We start from the raw sequence: 16,909 nt of genomic DNA on the forward strand, positions 1-16,909 counted from the left end.
AGACGGGCGATCGGAGTCGGGGGCGGTTCGGCCGACTAGGCTTCGGGACCGTGGCGGTAGTGGACGGCGCGCGGCGCAGAGTGATCGAACTGGGACGCCGGGCGCTCGGCCTGGACGTCTCGCCCGCTGATCACACCATCGCGGTGCTGCACACCGCCGAAGCGGACGTGCCGGGGCTCGACCGGCGAGAAACGCTGCAACTGATGCGGATCCGCCTGCTCGGGGCGACCGGCGCGGTGATCATGGCGATCGCCGCGCTGGGCGTGGGCGCGCAGCCCGTGCATCAGAACCCGACCTCCGGGGTCCGGGTGCTGGGCTTCTTCGCGCGGGCGCACACCTCGACCCTCGCGCTGTGCATGATCGGCGCGGTACTGGTGGTCATGGCGTGGCTGCTGCTGGGGCGGTTCGCGGTCGGCGGGTGGGGCGGCAACCCGCGTCATCGCCTGACCCGCTCGCAGCTGGATCGGACGCTGCTGCTGTGGATCATCCCGCTCAGCGTCGCACCGCCCATGTTCAGCAACGACGTGTATTCGTATCTGGCACAGAGCGAGATCGCCGCGCGCGGCCTGGACCCTTACCAGGTCGGGCCCGCGGGCGGGCTGGGCATCAACAACGTGCTGACCAACAACGTGCCCAACATCTGGCGTGAGACGCCCGCGCCCTACGGCCCGCTGTTCCTGTGGATGGGTCGCGGGATCGCGGAACTGACCGGCGACAACATCATCGCCGGGGTGTGGCTGCACCGGCTGCTGGTCCTCGCGGGCGTCGCGCTGATGGTGTGGGCGCTGCCGCGGCTGGCGCGGCGCTGCGGTGTCGCGGCGGTCAGCGCGCTGTGGCTGGGCGCGGCCAATCCGCTGGTGCTGTTCCACCTGGTCGGCGGCGTGCACAACGACGCGATCATGCTGGGGCTCATGCTGGCCGGGCTGGAGTTCTGCCTGCGGGCCGTGGAGGACACCCACCCCTTCGACCGGCGCGCGTGGGCCCTGCTGATCTTCGGGACCGTGGTCATCACGCTGTCCTCCTCCATCAAGATCACCTCGATCATCGCGCTCGGCTTCGTGACCATGGCCCTGGCCAAACGCTGGGGCGGCGGACTCAAGGTCATCGTCGGCACCGGCGCGCTGCTCGGCGTCATCGCCGTGGCCACCACGCTGTCCGTCAGCGGGCTCAGCGGGCTCGGCTTCGGCTGGGTGCACACCCTGAATGTGGCCAGCGCCGTGCGCAGTTGGATGTCATTGCCGACGGCTATCGGGGTCATCACCGGATTCGGCGGCGTCCTGCTCGGGCTCGGCGACCACACCACCGCCCTGCTCGCCATCACCCGGCCCATCGCCGGCAGCGTCGCCGCGTTCATCACCGTTCGCATGCTGGTGGCGACCTGGACCGGGCGCCTGCACCCGGTCGGCGCGATGGGTGTCTCGCTCGGTGCGATCGTGCTGCTGTTCCCGGTGGTCCAGCCCTGGTACCTGCTGTGGGCCATCGTCCCACTGGCGGCGTGGGCCAACCGGCCCGCCTTCCGCGTCCCCGCCGTCTGCTTCTCCGCGGTGGTCAGTGTGATCGTCATGCCGCGCGGTGCGGACTTCTACGTCTTCCAGATCGTGGAGTCCGCCATCGCGACCGTGCTCGTGGGCGTCGCGTTCATCTTCCTGACCCGAAATGTGCTGCCGTGGCGCAATCAGCCGGGGGTGTCGGCTCCGTCACAGCAGCCCACGGCCTACGGTGTCTCATCGTGACCGCAGCCTCCGCACCCGCCGTCAAAGTCGACGGCATTGTGAAACGCTTCGGCGAGACCACCGCGGTGGACGGCATCAGCTTCGAGATCGAACGCGCGCAGGTGCTGGCGCTGCTCGGCCCCAACGGCGCGGGCAAGACGACCACCACCGAAATGTGCGAGGGCTTCGTCGTCCCGGACGCGGGCAGCGTGCGGGTGCTGGGCCTGGATCCGATCGCGGATTCGGATCGCCTGCGCCCGCGCATCGGCGTCATGCTGCAGGGCGGCGGCGCGTACCCGGGCTCGCGAGCGGGCGAGATGCTCGATCTGGTCGCGTCCTACTCCGCGCACCCGCTGGACCCGGAGTGGCTGCTCAAGACCCTCGGCCTGCAGGACGCCCGCCGCACCCCGTACCGGCGGCTCTCCGGCGGCCAGCAGCAGCGCCTGGCGCTGGCGTGCGCGCTGGTCGGGCGGCCCGAGATCGTCTTCCTCGACGAACCCACCGCCGGCCTGGACGCCCAGGCCCGGCATCTGGTGTGGGAGCTCATCGACGCGCTGCGCCGTGACGGGGTGAGCGTGCTGCTCACCACCCACCTGATGGACGAGGCCGAGCAGCTCGCCGATCAGCTGGTCATCATCGATCACGGGCGCATCGTGGCCCAGGGCACCCCGAGCGAGGTGACCTCGCACAACGCCGAGGGCCGCCTGGCGTTCTCCGCCCCGCCCAATCTCGATCTCACCCTGCTCGAAGCCGCACTGCCCGAAGGGTTCCTGCCCAAGGAGGCCACGCCCGGCTCCTACCATCTGCAGGGCGAGATCACCCCGCAGGTGCTGGCCACCGTCACCGCGTGGTGCGCGCGAATCGACGTGCTGCCCACCGATATTCGCATCGACCAGCGCCGCCTGGAAGATGTCTTCCTCGAACTCACCGGACGGGAACTGCGCGGATGACCGAGACGCTGAACCGCTTCGCGCCGGGCACCTTCGCCCCGAATCCGCAGCCGACCACGCGGGCGCGGATGATGGCCGCCCAGACGCGGCTGGAACTGATTCTGCTGCTGCGCAACGGCGAACAGCTGCTGCTGACCATGTTCATTCCGATCACGCTGCTGATCGGTTTGACCCTGCTGCCCCTGACCGGGCTCGGCGGGCACCGGGTCGACCGGATCGTGCCCGCGGTCATGATGGTGGCGGTCATGTCGACCGCGTTCACCGGGCAGGCCATCGCGGTCGGCTTCGACCGGCGGTACGGGGCGCTCAAGCGCCTCGGGGCCACTCCCCTGCCGCGCTGGGGCATCGTCGCGGGCAAGTGCGCGGCGGTGCTGATCGTGGTGGTGCTGCAGTCGATTCTGCTGGGGGCCATAGGTTTCGCACTGGGCTGGCGGCCCTCGATCGCCGGGCTCGCGCTCGGGGCGATCGTGATCGCGCTGGGCACCGCGACCTTCGCGGCGCTGGGCCTGCTGCTGGGCGGGACGCTCAAGGCCGAGATCGTGCTGGCGCTGGCGAACGTGCTCTGGTTCGTCATGCTGGGTATCGCGAGCCTGGTGCTGATGTCCGACGACATTCCGCGGGCGGTGAATCTGCTGGCGCGCGCGGTGCCCTCCGGCGCGCTGACCTCGACCCTGGAACGGGCGTTGCAGGGCGGCGTGGACTGGTACGGCTTCGCGGTGCTGGCCGGCTGGGGCGGGCTCGCCGGCTGGCTGGCGACCAAGTACTTCCGCTTCGACTAGGTCGCGGAACACAATCCACGACGCGCCGTAGTAGGCCGAGTGCCGGGTGTGGATACGCTCCCGCTACCATCGACGCGTGCTATCTCGCGCCTTCCAGCGATTCGCCGACCGGTTCCCGTTGCCCTCGCGGCGGACGCAGCTGCTCATCGCCTTCGCGGTGATCCTGACGCAGGCCGGAATCTCGGTGACCGGAGCCATCGTCCGCGTGACCGCCTCGGGATTGGGTTGCCCCACCTGGCCGCAGTGCTTCCCGGGCAGTTTCGTCCCGGTCCCCGTGGCCGAGGTGCCGGTGTTCCACCAGTTGGTCGAATTCGGCAATCGCATGCTGACTTTCGTGGTGGTCCTGGGCGCGGCCGCGATCGTGATCGCGGTGACGCGGGCCCGGCGCCGGCGCGAGGTGCTGATCTACGCCTGGCTGATGCCCGGCGGCACCGTCCTGCAGTCGGTCATCGGCGGCATCACGGTGCGCACGGGCCTGCTGTGGTGGACCGTGGCGGTGCACCTGCTGGCGTCGATGCTCATGGTGTGGCTCGCGGTGCTGATGTACGCCAAGATCGCCGAGCCGGACGACGGCGTGGAGACGGTCCTGGTCCCCAAGCCCCTGCGTTTGCTCACCGGTCTGAGCGGAATCGCGCTCAGCGCAACCCTTGTCGCGGGCACCCTGGTGACCGGCGCGGGACCGCACGCCGGTGACAAGAGCATCGACCGGCAGGTCGAGCGCCTGGAGGTGGAGATCAGCACCCTGGTCCATCTGCACGCGGAACTGCTGGTCGCCTATCTGAGCCTGGTGGTCGGCCTCGGCTTCGGCCTGGCCGCGATCGGCATGACCCCCGCGATCCGCAAGCGCCTGGTGGTCCTGATCGCCCTGATCAGCAGTCAGGCCCTGGTCGGGATCGTCCAGTACTTCACCGACGTTCCGGCCGCCCTGGTGGCCATCCACGTCGGCGGCGCCGCGGCCTGCGTGGCCGCGACGGCCGCCCTGTGGGCGTCCATGCGCACCCGCGAACCGGTCGCGGCCGTGGAGCACGCGGCCGAACCGGAACCGGTGCGGTAGGGCGGGACGAATCGTCCTGCCGCTGAAGAGGACTCGGGACGCTGTCAGGCGCCGTCGTAGGCGCGGCGCAGGGTGTCGATGTCCATCTTCTTCATCGGCATGAAGGCGGCGGTGACGCGGTCGACCTGTTCGGGGGTGCCGTTCTGCAGCATCTCGTCTGCGACGGCGGGGGAAATCTGCCAGGAGACCCCGTAGCCGTCCTTGCACCAACCGCATTGTTCCGCGGCCGGATCGGCGGACAGCAGTTTCCAATAGCGGTCGATCTCGTCCTGGCTGTCGCACGGGACCAGCAGCGAGACGGCCTCGTTGAAGGTGAAGCCGTGGTCCGGGCTCGAATTGTCCATCGCGGTGAGCCAGGTTTCGGACAGGCGGAAATCGGTGAACATGACCGACCCCTCGGGTTCCGGGGCATCGGGCGGGTAGGGGGCCAGGGTGCCGCGCTGGGAGTCGGGGAAGACCGACAGGTAGAAGTCGGTGGCCTCGCGGGCCTTGCCGGCGACGTCGCCGACGAACAGCAGGGACGGAATGATGAATGGGCGGGGCTCACCGGCCGGGTCGGTGAGCATGAGCTGCCAGGTGAAGCCGTACTTGTCGGCGACCCAGCCGTAGCGTTCGCTGAACGGGTAGGCATCCAGCGGCATGAGCGCTGCGCCGCCGTCGGACAGTGCCGCCCAGGCCGCGTCGAGGTGTTCGCGTGCCTGCGGGTCACGGGACGGATCGAAATTGACGATGAAGGAAATCGATGGATTCGGCGTGAATACCGGGCCCGCGCTGATCGCCATGAACGGCTGACCGGCCAGCGTGAAATAGACGATGTCGCTCTCGCCCGTCGGACTCGGCACGTTGCGAATGGTCGTCACGTTCGTGACGGTGGAGTCCGGGAAAACGCTCGTGTAGAACTCCGCGGCTTCACGTGCCTGATCGTCGAACCAGAGGTGGGGGACGATTTTGGTCATGCCCCGATGCTAGACCCGCCCGGCCGGACCGCGGCCGGGAAACCCGATGGCCGCGATTCCGGCGAGCGGGTCATCGGCACCGGGCGGACGCGGCCGTGGACTGCTCGAACGCGGTCAGGGCCGGTCCGCGATGGCTATGCGACCGGTGCTCAGGAATCGGGGGCGGCCGGGAGTGATGTCGAGATCCCGGGCGATCGTCAGTAGATCGATGTCGGTGGTGACCTCGAAACCGTGTGCGGCGAGCAGGGATTCGAGCACGGGTGGGGTCCAGGAGGAGCGGAAGGGCTCGTTCGCGAGGGGATTGGGGTGGCGCGCCCCGCGCAGCAGGAGGCCGAGGGCCTTGCGACCGAGGGCGTTCCGCGGCGAAGGCACGGGGTAGGTGATGATGAAGCGGCTGCCCGGTGCGCTGGCGGCCGCGACCAGGGCTGTGGTCGCCGCGACCTGGTCCGGCGTCAGGTAGGGCACGACGCCCTCCCAGATCCAGGTGGTGGGAACCCCGGGGTCATGGCCGGATTCGGCCAGACGGGCGGCCAGGGAATCCTCGGCGAAGTCGACGGGGACGAAGGTCAGGGATTTCGCCAGGGGTGTGCGATCTCCCAGCCGGGCGCGCTTGTCCTGCTGCGAGGCCGGCTGATCGACCTCGAAGACGGCCGTCGCGGCGAGTTCGGGCATCCGCCAGGCGCGGGCGTCCAGGCCCGCACCGAGCAGCACCAGTTGCGCGGTGGCGCTGTCGCGCACGCCGTCGTCGATGGCGACGGTGCGGGCGGCCATGAGTTCGGCTGTGCCGGAGAGCAGTTCGAACTCCATGCGCGGCCCGAAGCCCGCGGGGCGCTCCCCCGCCCGCACGCGTTCCACGGGTTCGCGCTCGTCGGCGTGCAGCAGGTCGGCGGCGAGCGGATCCGTGAAGCGCCCCACCGCCAATCGGCCGTCCGCCACCGCCCGGCCCTGGCACACCAGGACCGCTGTTCGACTCGCCTTGCGCTCGATCATCGTTGAATTATCCGCACCCCGGGGCACGCGCGAGGGGAGGACAGGCTCAGAAGTTCTGCCAGGCCGGCTTGTTCTCGAAGGCGAAGCGGTAGTAGTCCACGGATTTGAGGTACGAGGCCGCGCTCGGGTCCACGATCACCGTCACGTGCGGGTGCATCTGCAGGATCGAGGCCGGGCAGTACGCGGACACGGGGCCTTCGACGGCGGCGGCTACCGCCTCGGCCTTGCCCATGCCGATCGCGATCATGACCAGATGTTCGGCGTCGCTGATGGTTCCGAGCCCCTGGGTGAGCACGTGGGTCGGCACCTTGGATAGGTCGTTGTCGAAGAAGCGCGCGTTGTCCTCGCGGGTCTGCGGGGTCAGCGTCTTGACGCGGGTGCGCGAGCGCAGCGACGAGCCGGGTTCGTTGAAGCCGAGGTGGCCGTTCGCCCCGATGCCGAGGATCTGCACGGCGACCGGACCGTTCTCGGCGATCGTGCGCTCGTAATCGGCCGCGGCGGCAGGGATGTCGGCCGCGGACCCGTCGGGGGTGTGTACCAGCGCGTCGTCGAAGTTCACGTAGGAGACGAACTCGTCGCGAATGAACTGCCGATAGGACTGCGGGTGCCCGGCGGGCAGGCCGATGTACTCGTCGAGCAGGAACGCCTGCACCCCTTCGAAACTGAGTTCGTCGTCGTTGTACTGGCGAATCATCTCGCGGTAGGCGCCCAGTGGGGAGGAGCCGGTGGCCAGGCCGATCGAGCGGGCGCCGGCGCGCACGTGGTCGGCCATGATCCGCCCGGCCAGCACTCCGGCGTCGACCAGGTTTTCGGCAATCACGAGTTCCATGGAATTCCGTCCTTGTACACGGTCAATGGGTTCAGGTGGTGGTCGGTCACGAGCAGATCCGCCCGCAGGCCCGCGCGCAGCGAGCCCACCCGGTGCGCGATCCCGAGCAGGCGGGCGGGGGTGGCGGCCGCCGCGACGGCGGCGTCCCAGAGCTCGACGCCCGCGTGGAAAACCGTGCGGCGCAGCACATCCGATGCCGACGAGGTGCCGCCCGCGATCGCGCCCGCGCCGTGCGGGTCGTACAGGCGCGACACGCCGTCCCGCACCACGACGTCCAGGCTGCCGAGCTGATACCGGCCGTCGGGCTCCCCGGCGGCGGCCATGGCGTCGGTGATGAGCGCGAGGTTGTGCGGGCCGAGGGTGTCGAAGACCATGCGCACGGTGCCGTCGGCCAGGTGCACGCCGTCGGCGATGACCTCGGCGACCACGTCACCGCGACCGGCCGCGGCCATGGCGGCGGTGAGGAAGTTCGCGTCCCGGTGCGCGAGGCCGGGCATGGCGTTGAACAGGTGGGTGATGGACACCCGCCGCCCCCGGTACATGGCGTGCACCGAGCGCTCGTAGTCGGCGACGGTATGTCCCAGGGACAGCACCACATTCGCGTCGGCGAGCACATCGGCCAGGGCGTCGAACTCGCTCACCTCGGGGGCGATGGTGACCGAGACGATCCGCCCGCCCGCGTGCTCGACGAGCCGGCGCAGCATGGCCGGATCACCGTCGTGAATGCGTTCGGGATCGTGTGCGCCGCAGCGGTGTGCACTGATGAACGGGCCTTCGAGATGGATGCCCTCGAGCAAGCCGGAATCGACGGCCGCGCCCAGAACGTCCATGCGGGCGCACAGTTCGGCTTCGGTCGCCGAGACCAGCGAGGCCACCAGCGTGGTGGTCCCCCGGCCGCGGTGGAAGCGCGCCGCCGCCGCGACGCCCGCGGCGTCGGCCTCGGGGAAGCCGAACCCGCCACCGCCGTGGCAGTGCACGTCGATGAGTCCGGGCAGGATCACCGGCGGCAGCTCGGTCGGCGACGGCAGTGCGCCCGGGAAATCCCCGGCCGGTCCCACGAACTCCAAGTCCGGTCCGTCGAAGGACACCACCCCGTCCGGGATGTCGCCCGCTTCGGTGAGGGTGAGGATCCGGCCGCGCAGGGTCGTCCTCACCGACCTCGCCCCAGGGCTGCGCGGGCCGCGTTCGCCGCATCCTCGGCGGTCCTTGCGGCCACGACCGCGGACGCGGCGGCCCGGCACTGATCCAGCGTCACCTCGGCCAGCGCGGCCCGCACGCCGGCCAGTGAGCGCGGCGCCATGGACAGCGTCTCGACCCCCAAACCGACGAGCACGCAGGCGAACTCGGGATTGGAGGCGGATTCGCCGCACACCCCGACCTTGACGTCGTTCTTGTTCGCGCCCGCGACCACCGCGGCGATGGTCGCGGCCAGCGCGGGCTGCCACGGGTTGTGCAGCGCGGCCAGCGCGGAGGACATGCGGTCCGCGCCGAACAGATACTGCGACAGGTCGTTGGTGCCGATGGAGAAGAAGTCCACTTCCGCGCCCACGTGTTCCGAACGCAGTGCGGCGGCGGGGATCTCGATCATGACCCCGGCCGAGTCGAGCCCGGCCGCCCGGGCGCGGGTGACGAAGTAGTTCGCCTCCTCCACCGTGGCGACCATGGGCGCCATGACCTTGACCGCCGCGCCGGTGTCCCGGCGGGCGGCCTCGATCGCGGTGAGCTGATCGAGCAGTGTCCCCTCATCGACACTGCTCAACCGCAATCCACGTATTCCGAGCGCGGGATTCTCCTCGTCCGGCAGGCCGAGGAACGGCAGCGGCTTGTCCGAGCCCGCGTCCAGGGTGCGCACGGTGATGGGCCGCTCCCCCAGCTCGGCGAACACCTCGGCGTATTTGGCGGTCTGCTCGGCCACCGTCGGGGCCGTGTGCGCGCCCAGGAACAGGAATTCGGTGCGGAAGAGCCCGACGCCCTCCGCGCCGAGTTCCACCGCGAGCCGGGCATCGGCGGCACCGCCCACGTTGGCCAGCAGCGGGACCGCGTGCCCGTCCGCCGTGCGGCCGGGGCCGGTGGGCGCGTCCGCCTGGCGCGCGCGGGCGGCGAGCACGTCCGCGCGGCGCGCCGCGTCGGGTTCGAGCTGGACGATTCCGGTGGTTCCGTCCAGGACGATCTCGGTGTTCTCCGTGATCTCGACCGCGCCCGGGGCGGCGACCACGGCCGGAATCCCCAGGGCCTTGGCCAGAATCGCGGTGTGCGAGGTCGGTCCGCCCGCGACGGTGAGCAGGCCGAGCACGATCTCGGGATCGAGGGTCGCTGTATCGGCGGGAGCGAGATCCTGGGCGGCGAGCACGAAAGGCGTAGCGCTGCCCGGGATTCCGGGTGGGTCGACACCGAGCAGTTCGGCGACCACGCGCTGTCCGACATCGCGCAGGTCCGACGCGCGTTCGGCCATCATGCCGCCGAGCGCGGTCAACTGGTCGGCGAAGTGCGCCACGGCCTGGGTGACCGAGTGCGCGGTGGGGCCGCCGGCGCGGATGCCCGCGCGCACCTGATCGAGCAGGGCTGGATCGGCGGCCAGCGCTGCGGTCATGAACAGGATGTCCGCGGCCGGGCCCTTGGCCTCGAGCGCCTGGGCGGAATACCGCGCCGCGACGGTGTCGAAAGCGGCCTCGGCGCGGGCGATCTCGGCATCGGCATCGCTCCCGGGAGTATCGGACGCGCTGGTGGTCGGCGCGGACGCCAGCCACCGCACCGGTCCGAGCGCCACTCCGGGAGCGGCGGCGACACCGTGGATCTCACGCGTCAAGATCGGTCTCCAGCAGGGAGACGAGCTTGTCGAGCGCGGCCTCGTTCCCCTCTTCGGTCGACAGGGTCACGGTGTCGCCCTGCTTGACGCCCAGGGTCATGACCTGCAGCAGGCTGCCGGCGGCGACGGCGGGCTTGTCGTCGATCGAAATCGTCACGGGGACGGGCGATTCGGCGGCGGCCTTGGCGAACAGGGCGGCGGGGCGGGCGTGCAGTCCGGTCTCGGACGCGACCACGGCGGTACGGGTGATCATTACGCGACGTTCTCCTTCTCGATCTCTTCTTCGTCGGGTTCACGACCCGGTGTCGGCAGATTCCAGCGCTTGATGATGAAGCTGAAGGTGACGTAGTAGAGGACGGCGTAGCCCAAGCCTATGGGGATGAGCAGCAGCGGATGCGTCGCCTTGCCGAAGTTCAGCAGATAGTCGATGGCGCCCGCGGAGAAGGTGAAGCCGTCGTGGATGCCGAGGGCGTTGGTCAGCGCCAGCGCCGAACCGGTGAAGATCGCGTGGATGAGCAGCAGCGGCCAGGCCACGAAGATGAAGGCGAATTCCAGCGGTTCGGTGATGCCGGTGACGAAGGCGGTCAGACCGGTGGAGAGCATGATGCCGCCGATCATCTTGCGATTCTCGGGCTTGGCGTTGCGGTAGATGGCGAACGCGGCGGCGGGCAGGCCGAACATCATGATCGGGAAGAAGCCGGTCATGAAGGTGCCCGCGGACGGATCACCGGCCAGGAAGCGCGGGATGTCGCCGTGCGCGCCGTTGTAGTCGCCGATCACGAACCACACCACCGAGTTCAGGATGTGGTGCAGGCCCAGCGGGAGCAGCAGGCGGTTGGCGAAGCCGAAGATGCCGCCGCCGGCGACCGCGTTGTTCGCGACGGCCTCGCCGAGCCAGGTCAGGCCCGCGTTGAAGGCCGGGTAGATGAAGGACATCAGCACGCCGATGACCACCGCGGCGCAGGCGGTCAGGATCGGGACCAGGCGGCGCCCGGAGAAGAAGCCGAGGTAGTCCGGTAGCTGGGTGCGGTGGTAGCGCTGCCACAGGATGGCCGCGGTCAAGCCCATGACGATGCCGCCGAGGACACCGAAATTCACCAGGGCCTGAGCACCTTTGGCGTCGGTCTTGCCCTCCATGACCACCGGGGACATGGCTTTCAGTACGCCGTTGAAGGCCAGGTAGCCGACCACGGCGGCCAGCGCGGTGGAGCCGTCGGCCTTCTTGGCCCAGCCGATGGCGATGCCGACGGCGAACAGCAGGGGGAGGTTGTCGAGCAGCGCGCCGCCCGCTCCGGCGATGACATCGGCGACGGTCCGCGTCGCCGACCACCGGCCGAGCATGTCGTCCTGTCCCAGCCGTACCAGCAGGCCCGCGGCGGGTAGCGTGGCGATGGGCAGCATCAAGCTGCGGCCGAGCTTCTGCAGTCCGGACAGGTCTATTTTCTTGCGCGCGCTCTGGGCTGCATCGGCCATAGCGGTCGTCCTCAGTCTGTGAATAGGGTCACCTGAAGGTATGGTGACTGGTTATAACCACATATAACTGGTTATAACCAGCTTTGTCCACTCGACACGCACGGAGGAAAGATGTCGAAAGTCGATCAGATCATCGCCGGACTCGGGGGCGCCGGGAACATCGTCGAAGTCGAGGGCTGCATCACCCGGCTGCGCGTCGAGGTGAAGGACGCGTCCCTGGTCAACGAGAAGGACCTCAAGGCCGCGGGCGCGCACGGCGTCGTCAAGGCCGGGGCCGCGGTGCAGGTCGTGGTCGGCCCGACCGCCGACGCCCTGGCCGAAGACATCAACGATCTGCTCTGACCGCCATGAGCACCCGAGTTCTCGCCCCGCTCCCCGGCACCGCGATCCCCCTGTCGGAGGTGCCCGACCCCGTGTTCTCGGCGGAGATGGTCGGGGCGGGCGTGGCCATCGAGCCACCCGACACCGACGCGGACGTCACGGTCGTCGCCCCGATCGCGGGCACGATCGTGAAGCTGCACCCGCACGCCGCGGTGATCCTGTCCGACACCGGCACGGGTGTGCTGCTGCACGTGGGCATCGACACCGTCGGCAAGACGGAGCTGTTCCGGGTACGAGCCGCCGAGGGTGACCGCGTCGAGATCGGTCAGCCCCTGGTGACGTTCTCCCCCAACGCGGTTCGCCGCATGGGCCTGAGCGCCGTCGTGCCGGTGGTGGTGATGGACACCGCGCCGGGCTCGGCCCGCGACGCCGCCACCGGGACCGTGGAAACGGGCGCGGTGCTGTACACCATCTGAACGCCCGAAACGATTCGAGCCCCGGCCCATGATGGGCCGGGGCTCGAATCGTTTCGGGCAAGCGACAGCGGTTTCCCGGAACCCGCGAAAGCAGCCGGGGCTCAGTCGTTCTGGCCGCCGTCTCCGGCGGAGACGGTCATGTAGACCTGGTAGCGATCGGCGCGGTACCAGGACTGCGCGTGTTCCACGCAGCGGTCCCGGGAGTAGGACTGGCGATCGAAGGCCAGCAGCGGCGAGCCGACGTCGGTGCCGAGCCAGCCCGCGCCGCGCTCGTCGGCGGCCACCGCGCGCACCGTTTGGTCGGCCCGGTCGATCGGGCAGTCGTATTCCTTCTCCAGCAGGGAGTACAGCGACTGTGTCAGATCGTGGTCCAGGAGCCCGGGGAGCAGGTCCGCGCGGTACCAGCCGTCGTCGATCGAGATCGGCAGCCCGTCGGCCAGGCGCAGGCGCACCAGGTGAAAGGCCTTGTCCTCCATGGAGAGTCCGAGGGCGTTGATCGTCGCGGGCGGGGGCAGCGCGAAGTCGGTGTGCAGCACCACGGTGCTGGGGGTGCGGCCCAGGCGGCGCATGTCGTCGCTGAAGGAGGCCATGTGCAGGCGTGAGCGGGCCACCCGTTCCGCGACGAAGGTGCCCTTGCCGGGCACCCGGGTGATGACACCCTCGGAATCGAGCTGGCCCAGCACCTCACGCACCGTCATGCGGCTGACGCGGTAGTCGTCGCAGAGCTGGCGTTCGCTGGGCAGCATCTCGCCGGGTCGCAACTGGGAGCACAGGGTGGTCAGCGCGGAGCGCAGCTGCGCCTGTTTCGTCACTCGGCCCGACACGGCATCCTTGTCTTGTCGCACGCTCCCGCGCCCGGCGGGAGCGGGTGACTGTGAGCAGGGACCTACTTCTCGTTGCGCGCCTTGGGGAATCGCTTCTGCTTGGCGACCCAGCCGGCCATCTTGGCCCAGTGTCCCTTGGCGGGGGTGACCAGGTTCACGAGTTCGCGGTTCCACTCATCGGCCTCGGTGAGCCCGTCCACGACCGCGACGAGTTCCTTGGCGGTGGCCAGATCGCCCACCACGCGATCGCCGAGCACGCCGTCCTGGCCGACCAGGGTGACGCGAACGCCGATACGGCCGACGGGCTGCAGCACCGCGGTGGCGGAACCGCCGTGGTCAGCGACGAATCCCTTGACCGAGTCGACGATCGACGGCGACAGTTTGACGGGTGCCGGTGCATCGGTAGTGCTCATGCCCGCAGTTTACCCATGGGTACATCGAAGTCCACGAACGGCGGCCGCGCCGAGCGGCCGTCCGGGCGCCGGGTGTAGAAACGACACATGCGCGCCATCCAGGTTTCCCAGCACGGTGGTCCCGAGGTCCTACTCGTCGCGGAGGTGCCCGAGCCGCAGGCCGGGCCGGGGCAATTGCTGGTCGAGACCGAGGCGATCGGCGTGAATTTCATCGACACCTACATCCGGACCGGGCGTTATCCGCAGGCGGTGCCGTATGTTCCGGGCGCCGAGGGCAGCGGCGTGGTGCTCGCCGTCGGATCCGGCGTCACCGACTTCGCGGCCGGGGATCGGGTGGCGTGGGCCGCCGCGCCCGGCAGCTACGCCGAGCGGGTCGTCGTGGACGCGGCGGTGGCGATTCCGGTGCCCGCGGGCGTGGAACCGGCGGTCGCGGCGTCGGCGCTGCTGCAGGGCATGACCGCGCACTACCTCATCGAGTCGATCTACAAGCCCGAACCGGGCGAGACCGTGCTGGTGCACGCGGGCGCGGGCGGGGTCGGGCTCATTCTGACCCAGTTGCTGGCCGCGCGCGGGGTGCGGGTGATCACCACGGTGTCGACCGACGACAAGGAGAAGCTCTCGCGCGAGGCGGGCGCGGCCGAGGTGCTGCGCTACGACGACGAGATCGCCACGCGGGTACGGGAACTCACCGACGGCGTGGGCGTCGCGGCGGCCTACGACGGGGTCGGCGCGTCGACCTTCGAGGCGAGCCTGGCATCGCTGCGCGTTCGCGGCACCCTGGCCCTGTTCGGCGCGGCCAGCGGCCCGGTGCCCCCGTTCGACCTGCAGCGCCTCAACCCGGCCGGCTCGATCTTCGTGACCCGCCCGACCCTGGTGCACTACACCCGCGACCGGGCCGAATTGCTGTGGCGGGCAGGCGACATCATGAACGCGATCGCCGACGGCACCCTGCTGATCCGCGTCGGCGCGAGCTACCCCCTCGCCCAGGCCGAGCAGGCGCATCGCGATCTCGAAGGGCGCAAGACCACGGGATCGATCGTCCTGCTGCCGTAGTCGTAGCGGCAACAACTCTTTTCAGCAGTCGCGGCCGGTGAGGCCGCGATAGACGAAGCGCGTCAGGGTGTCGACCGCTTCGGCGTCGGTCAGCTCGATCGCGCCGCCCTCCACCGCCTCCAGCAGGCCGGAGGCGAGCTGGAACATCAGGGTCAGGCTGGCGTCCGGGCTGCCGGGCAGTTCGAGGCCCGCGGCGGCGAAGCCGTCCAGGTGGTCGGCCATTTCCGCGCGCTGCTGCGCGCCGAACTCGGCGGCCGTGCGGGCGAAATCCGCGTTGACCAGCGCCGCCTGCTGCACCGCGCGCAGAACCGCCCAGTTCTTGCGGGCGAATCCCCAGTACGCGGCCAGGTGGTAGCGCACCGCGTCCGGATCGGTGAAGTCCGGATTGTGCTCGGGCTGCTCGGCGGCTGAATCGCCTTCGTCGGCAAGGTCTTTCAGTAGCGCCTGGAGCAATTCTTCCTTGCTCGCGAAGTGGTTGTAGAACGAGCCCGCCGCCCGCCCGGCGGCCGCGGTGATGTCAGTGATCTTGGTGTTCAGGTACCCGCGTTCGGCGAACAATCCGCGCGCGGCGGCCTTGAGCGCGTGTTCGGTCTCCGTCGACTTCTCCCGGCGTCGCCCGGCCATGCACACCACCTCCTTGACAGCGGAAAGTACCACCCATAATACTGAATCAACATTCAGTGAATCCTAATTCAGTAATTGGAGCAATCATGTCGCCGCAGGTCCTCATCGCCGGCGCCGGTCCCACCGGCCTCACCCTCGCCATCGATCTCGCCCGGCGCGGCGTACCGGTGCGCATCGTCGACCGGGCCGCCGAATTCTTCGACGGCTCGCGCGGCGACGGCCTCCAGCCGCGCACCCTGGAGGTGTTCGACGATCTGGGGGTGCTGGACGCGGTCCTGGCCGCGGGGTCGCCGCAGGCCACCATGCGGGTGTTCTTCGGCGGCGAGTTCGTCATGGAGCGCCGCATGACCGAATGGCGGGAACCGACTCCGGCGGTGCCGCAACCGAATCCGTGGGTGCTCGGGCAATCCGACACCGAGCGGCTGCTGCGTGAGCGCGCGGCGGAGTTCGGGGTGCGGGTCGAACTCGGCACGGAGCTGACCGATTTCACCGCCGATGCGGACGGGGTCACCGCGACACTGACCCGCGGCGGCGATTCCGAAACACTCCGGGTCGCCTACCTCGTCGGCGCGGACGGCGGGCGCAGCACCGTGCGCAAACGGCTCGGCATCGCCTTCGAGGGCAGCACCGACGACTCGGTGCGCATGCTGCTCGGCGACGTGCGCGCCGATGCGCTGGACCACGACTTCGGCTACTGGTTCGCCCGGCCGGACGCTCCGATGTCCGGTATCGCGCTCTCCCCGCTGCCGGGCGGGCGGCGCTTCCAGTTCGCGACGCCGGTCGACGGGGACGGCGACGCGAATCTGGCCGTGCTGCAACGGTATGTGACCGAGCGCTCGGGACGCGCCGACATCGTGCTCAGCGAGCTCGGCTGGGCGACGGTGTGGCGGCCCAATACCCGCCTGGCCGAACGGTTCCGGGACGGCCGGGTGCTGCTGGCCGGGGATGCCGCGCACGTGCACCCGCCGACCGGCGGGCAGGGCCTGAACACCGGCGTGCAGGACGCCTACAACCTGGGCTGGAAACTCGAAGTCGCGCTGCGGAATCCGGGGCCGGAGAGCGAGGCGCTGCTCGATTCCTACGCGGCCGAGCGGCGGGCCGTGGCCGCGCAGGTGCTCGGGATCTCCTCGGCGCTGCTGGACAAGACCGTGAAGGGCGATCCGGACGCGCTGGATCGGGAGGGGACGCACCAGCTCGACCTCGGCTATCGGATGCTGTTCCCGGACACCGGGTCCGCGACCCTGCGTCCCGGTGATCGCGCGCCGGACGCGCCGCTGCTGACCGCCGACGGCCGCAGGATCCGGCTGTTCGAGGTGTTCCGGGGACCGCACGCGACGTTGCTGATCTTCGGCGACGGTGCGCCCGCGCTCGAATCCTTCGGGGTGCGACCACAAGTCGTCCGGGTGGGGCGGTCCGGCGCCGCGACCGGGGACGCGCTGGTCGACGCCGGCGGGCATGCCGCACACGCCTACGACGCCGCCGACGGGACCCAGATCCTCGTGCGCCCCGACGGCTACGTCGGCGCCCGCACGTCGAACTGATCACCCGGACGTTCGGGCACGCCCACCACGGGCAACCGGCCAGTTGCACTCCCCCGGCGCGTCGTTCGGCGAAACCGTGCAGAATGATCTTGCTGCACCGCAAGACGA

General features: G+C 70.0%; 18 protein-coding genes. 8 read left to right on the forward strand and 10 right to left on the reverse strand.

Features of this window, described 5'->3' with window-relative positions; genetic code table 11:
- The first annotated feature begins 50 nt into the window (after nucleotides 1-50).
- The 4 genes from mptB (at nucleotide 51) to ACFVBH_RS04050 (ending at nucleotide 4,495) form a co-directional block, all read left to right on the forward strand.
- The gene (gene mptB / locus ACFVBH_RS04035; protein ID WP_354989189.1) at nucleotides 51-1,733 is read left to right on the forward strand and encodes a polyprenol phosphomannose-dependent alpha 1,6 mannosyltransferase MptB; all 1,683 of its coding nucleotides are present in this window, start codon (nucleotides 51-53) and stop codon (nucleotides 1,731-1,733) included.
- On the forward strand, nucleotides 1,730-2,662 hold the full coding sequence (locus tag ACFVBH_RS04040) for an ABC transporter ATP-binding protein (protein WP_378999613.1): 933 nt from the start codon (nucleotides 1,730-1,732) through the stop codon (nucleotides 2,660-2,662). Before mptB ends, ACFVBH_RS04040 begins: the two co-directional genes overlap by 4 nt.
- On the forward strand, nucleotides 2,659-3,441 hold the full coding sequence (locus ACFVBH_RS04045) for an ABC transporter permease (RefSeq protein WP_354989191.1): 783 nt from the start codon (nucleotides 2,659-2,661) through the stop codon (nucleotides 3,439-3,441). The genes ACFVBH_RS04040 and ACFVBH_RS04045 overlap by 4 nt, the downstream gene beginning before the upstream one ends.
- A 76-nt stretch (nucleotides 3,442-3,517) precedes the next feature.
- Nucleotides 3,518-4,495, forward strand: a complete 978-nt coding sequence (locus ACFVBH_RS04050) for a heme A synthase (RefSeq protein ID WP_378999616.1) — start codon at nucleotides 3,518-3,520, stop codon at nucleotides 4,493-4,495.
- A gap of 44 nt (nucleotides 4,496-4,539) precedes the next feature.
- On the opposite strand, the gene ACFVBH_RS04055 is transcribed toward ACFVBH_RS04050, so the two are convergent.
- From ACFVBH_RS04055 to ACFVBH_RS04085, 7 genes are all read right to left on the reverse strand, one after another.
- Nucleotides 4,540-5,451, reverse strand: a complete 912-nt coding sequence (locus ACFVBH_RS04055) for a VOC family protein (RefSeq protein ID WP_378999618.1) — start codon at nucleotides 5,449-5,451, stop codon at nucleotides 4,540-4,542.
- A gap of 114 nt (nucleotides 5,452-5,565) precedes the next feature.
- Nucleotides 5,566-6,441 (reverse strand): class I SAM-dependent methyltransferase, encoded by an 876-nt coding sequence (locus tag ACFVBH_RS04060; RefSeq protein WP_378999620.1) that lies wholly within the window; start codon nucleotides 6,439-6,441, stop codon nucleotides 5,566-5,568.
- A gap of 46 nt (nucleotides 6,442-6,487) precedes the next feature.
- Entirely contained in the window at nucleotides 6,488-7,270 is a 783-nt protein-coding gene (nagB, locus tag ACFVBH_RS04065) for a glucosamine-6-phosphate deaminase (protein WP_378999622.1), read from the reverse strand.
- The gene (locus ACFVBH_RS04070) at nucleotides 7,258-8,424 is read right to left on the reverse strand and encodes an N-acetylglucosamine-6-phosphate deacetylase (protein WP_378999625.1); all 1,167 of its coding nucleotides are present in this window, start codon (nucleotides 8,422-8,424) and stop codon (nucleotides 7,258-7,260) included. The genes nagB and ACFVBH_RS04070 overlap by 13 nt, the downstream gene beginning before the upstream one ends.
- Nucleotides 8,421-10,076: a phosphoenolpyruvate--protein phosphotransferase gene (gene ptsP / locus ACFVBH_RS04075; RefSeq protein WP_378999627.1), complete on the reverse strand. Its 1,656-nt coding sequence runs from the start codon at nucleotides 10,074-10,076 to the stop codon at nucleotides 8,421-8,423. Before ptsP ends, ACFVBH_RS04070 begins: the two co-directional genes overlap by 4 nt.
- On the reverse strand, nucleotides 10,066-10,329 hold the full coding sequence (locus ACFVBH_RS04080; protein ID WP_354991572.1) for an HPr family phosphocarrier protein: 264 nt from the start codon (nucleotides 10,327-10,329) through the stop codon (nucleotides 10,066-10,068). Before ACFVBH_RS04080 ends, ptsP begins: the two co-directional genes overlap by 11 nt.
- Complete coding sequence (locus ACFVBH_RS04085; protein ID WP_354991571.1) at nucleotides 10,329-11,549, reverse strand: PTS transporter subunit EIIC; 1,221 nt, start codon at nucleotides 11,547-11,549, stop codon at nucleotides 10,329-10,331. Before ACFVBH_RS04085 ends, ACFVBH_RS04080 begins: the two co-directional genes overlap by 1 nt.
- A 111-nt stretch (nucleotides 11,550-11,660) precedes the next feature.
- Between ACFVBH_RS04085 and ACFVBH_RS04090 the strand changes: the two genes are divergently transcribed.
- A complete protein-coding gene (locus ACFVBH_RS04090) occupies nucleotides 11,661-11,891 on the forward strand; it encodes a glucose PTS transporter subunit EIIB (protein ID WP_378999630.1) in 231 nt (76 codons plus the stop codon).
- Between the two features lie 5 nt (nucleotides 11,892-11,896).
- Nucleotides 11,897-12,346 carry a PTS glucose transporter subunit IIA gene (locus ACFVBH_RS04095; protein ID WP_378999632.1) on the forward strand — a complete coding sequence of 150 codons (450 nt, stop codon included), beginning with the start codon at nucleotides 11,897-11,899 and terminating at the stop codon, nucleotides 12,344-12,346.
- 101 nt (nucleotides 12,347-12,447) lie between these two features.
- On the opposite strand, the gene ACFVBH_RS04100 is transcribed toward ACFVBH_RS04095, so the two are convergent.
- Nucleotides 12,448-13,170 carry a GntR family transcriptional regulator gene (locus tag ACFVBH_RS04100; RefSeq protein ID WP_354991568.1) on the reverse strand — a complete coding sequence of 241 codons (723 nt, stop codon included), beginning with the start codon at nucleotides 13,168-13,170 and terminating at the stop codon, nucleotides 12,448-12,450.
- Nucleotides 13,171-13,232: 62 nt separating this feature from the next.
- Complete coding sequence (locus tag ACFVBH_RS04105) at nucleotides 13,233-13,583, reverse strand: hypothetical protein (RefSeq protein ID WP_354991567.1); 351 nt, start codon at nucleotides 13,581-13,583, stop codon at nucleotides 13,233-13,235.
- Nucleotides 13,584-13,670: 87 nt separating this feature from the next.
- Between ACFVBH_RS04105 and ACFVBH_RS04110 the strand changes: the two genes are divergently transcribed.
- Nucleotides 13,671-14,636 (forward strand): quinone oxidoreductase family protein, encoded by a 966-nt coding sequence (locus ACFVBH_RS04110; RefSeq protein ID WP_378999635.1) that lies wholly within the window; start codon nucleotides 13,671-13,673, stop codon nucleotides 14,634-14,636.
- Between the two features lie 21 nt (nucleotides 14,637-14,657).
- On the opposite strand, the gene ACFVBH_RS04115 is transcribed toward ACFVBH_RS04110, so the two are convergent.
- Nucleotides 14,658-15,260, reverse strand: a complete 603-nt coding sequence (locus ACFVBH_RS04115; RefSeq protein WP_378999637.1) for a TetR/AcrR family transcriptional regulator — start codon at nucleotides 15,258-15,260, stop codon at nucleotides 14,658-14,660.
- Between the two features lie 86 nt (nucleotides 15,261-15,346).
- Here ACFVBH_RS04115 and ACFVBH_RS04120 point away from each other — a divergent pair, with 86 nt between their 5' ends.
- Complete coding sequence (locus tag ACFVBH_RS04120; protein ID WP_378999639.1) at nucleotides 15,347-16,801, forward strand: FAD-dependent monooxygenase; 1,455 nt, start codon at nucleotides 15,347-15,349, stop codon at nucleotides 16,799-16,801.
- The last annotated feature ends 108 nt before the right edge of the window (nucleotides 16,802-16,909 follow it).

Origin of the sequence: Nocardia sp. NPDC057668 (assembly GCF_042799795.1) — a bacterium.
Classification (GTDB): domain Bacteria; phylum Actinomycetota; class Actinomycetes; order Mycobacteriales; family Mycobacteriaceae; genus Nocardia.

Bases quoted from the DNA above. Each gene is read 5' to 3' on its own strand.
- ACFVBH_RS04095 (WP_378999632.1), top strand. From the start codon at position 11,897: ATGAGCACCCGAGTTCTCGCCCCGCTCCCCGGCACCGCGATCCCCCTG.
- ACFVBH_RS04080 (WP_354991572.1), bottom strand. From the start codon at position 10,329: ATGATCACCCGTACCGCCGTGGTCGCGTCCGAGACCGGACTGCACGCC.
- nagB (WP_378999622.1), bottom strand. From the start codon at position 7,270: ATGGAACTCGTGATTGCCGAAAACCTGGTCGACGCCGGAGTGCTGGCC.
- ACFVBH_RS04115 (WP_378999637.1), bottom strand. From the start codon at position 15,260: ATGGCCGGGCGACGCCGGGAGAAGTCGACGGAGACCGAACACGCGCTC.
- ACFVBH_RS04090 (WP_378999630.1), top strand. From the start codon at position 11,661: ATGTCGAAAGTCGATCAGATCATCGCCGGACTCGGGGGCGCCGGGAAC.
- ACFVBH_RS04045 (WP_354989191.1), top strand. From the start codon at position 2,659: ATGACCGAGACGCTGAACCGCTTCGCGCCGGGCACCTTCGCCCCGAAT.
- ACFVBH_RS04055 (WP_378999618.1), bottom strand. From the start codon at position 5,451: ATGACCAAAATCGTCCCCCACCTCTGGTTCGACGATCAGGCACGTGAA.
- ACFVBH_RS04105 (WP_354991567.1), bottom strand. From the start codon at position 13,583: ATGAGCACTACCGATGCACCGGCACCCGTCAAACTGTCGCCGTCGATC.
- ACFVBH_RS04120 (WP_378999639.1), top strand. From the start codon at position 15,347: ATGTCGCCGCAGGTCCTCATCGCCGGCGCCGGTCCCACCGGCCTCACC.
- ACFVBH_RS04085 (WP_354991571.1), bottom strand. From the start codon at position 11,549: ATGGCCGATGCAGCCCAGAGCGCGCGCAAGAAAATAGACCTGTCCGGA.
- ACFVBH_RS04110 (WP_378999635.1), top strand. From the start codon at position 13,671: ATGCGCGCCATCCAGGTTTCCCAGCACGGTGGTCCCGAGGTCCTACTC.
- ACFVBH_RS04060 (WP_378999620.1), bottom strand. From the start codon at position 6,441: ATGATCGAGCGCAAGGCGAGTCGAACAGCGGTCCTGGTGTGCCAGGGC.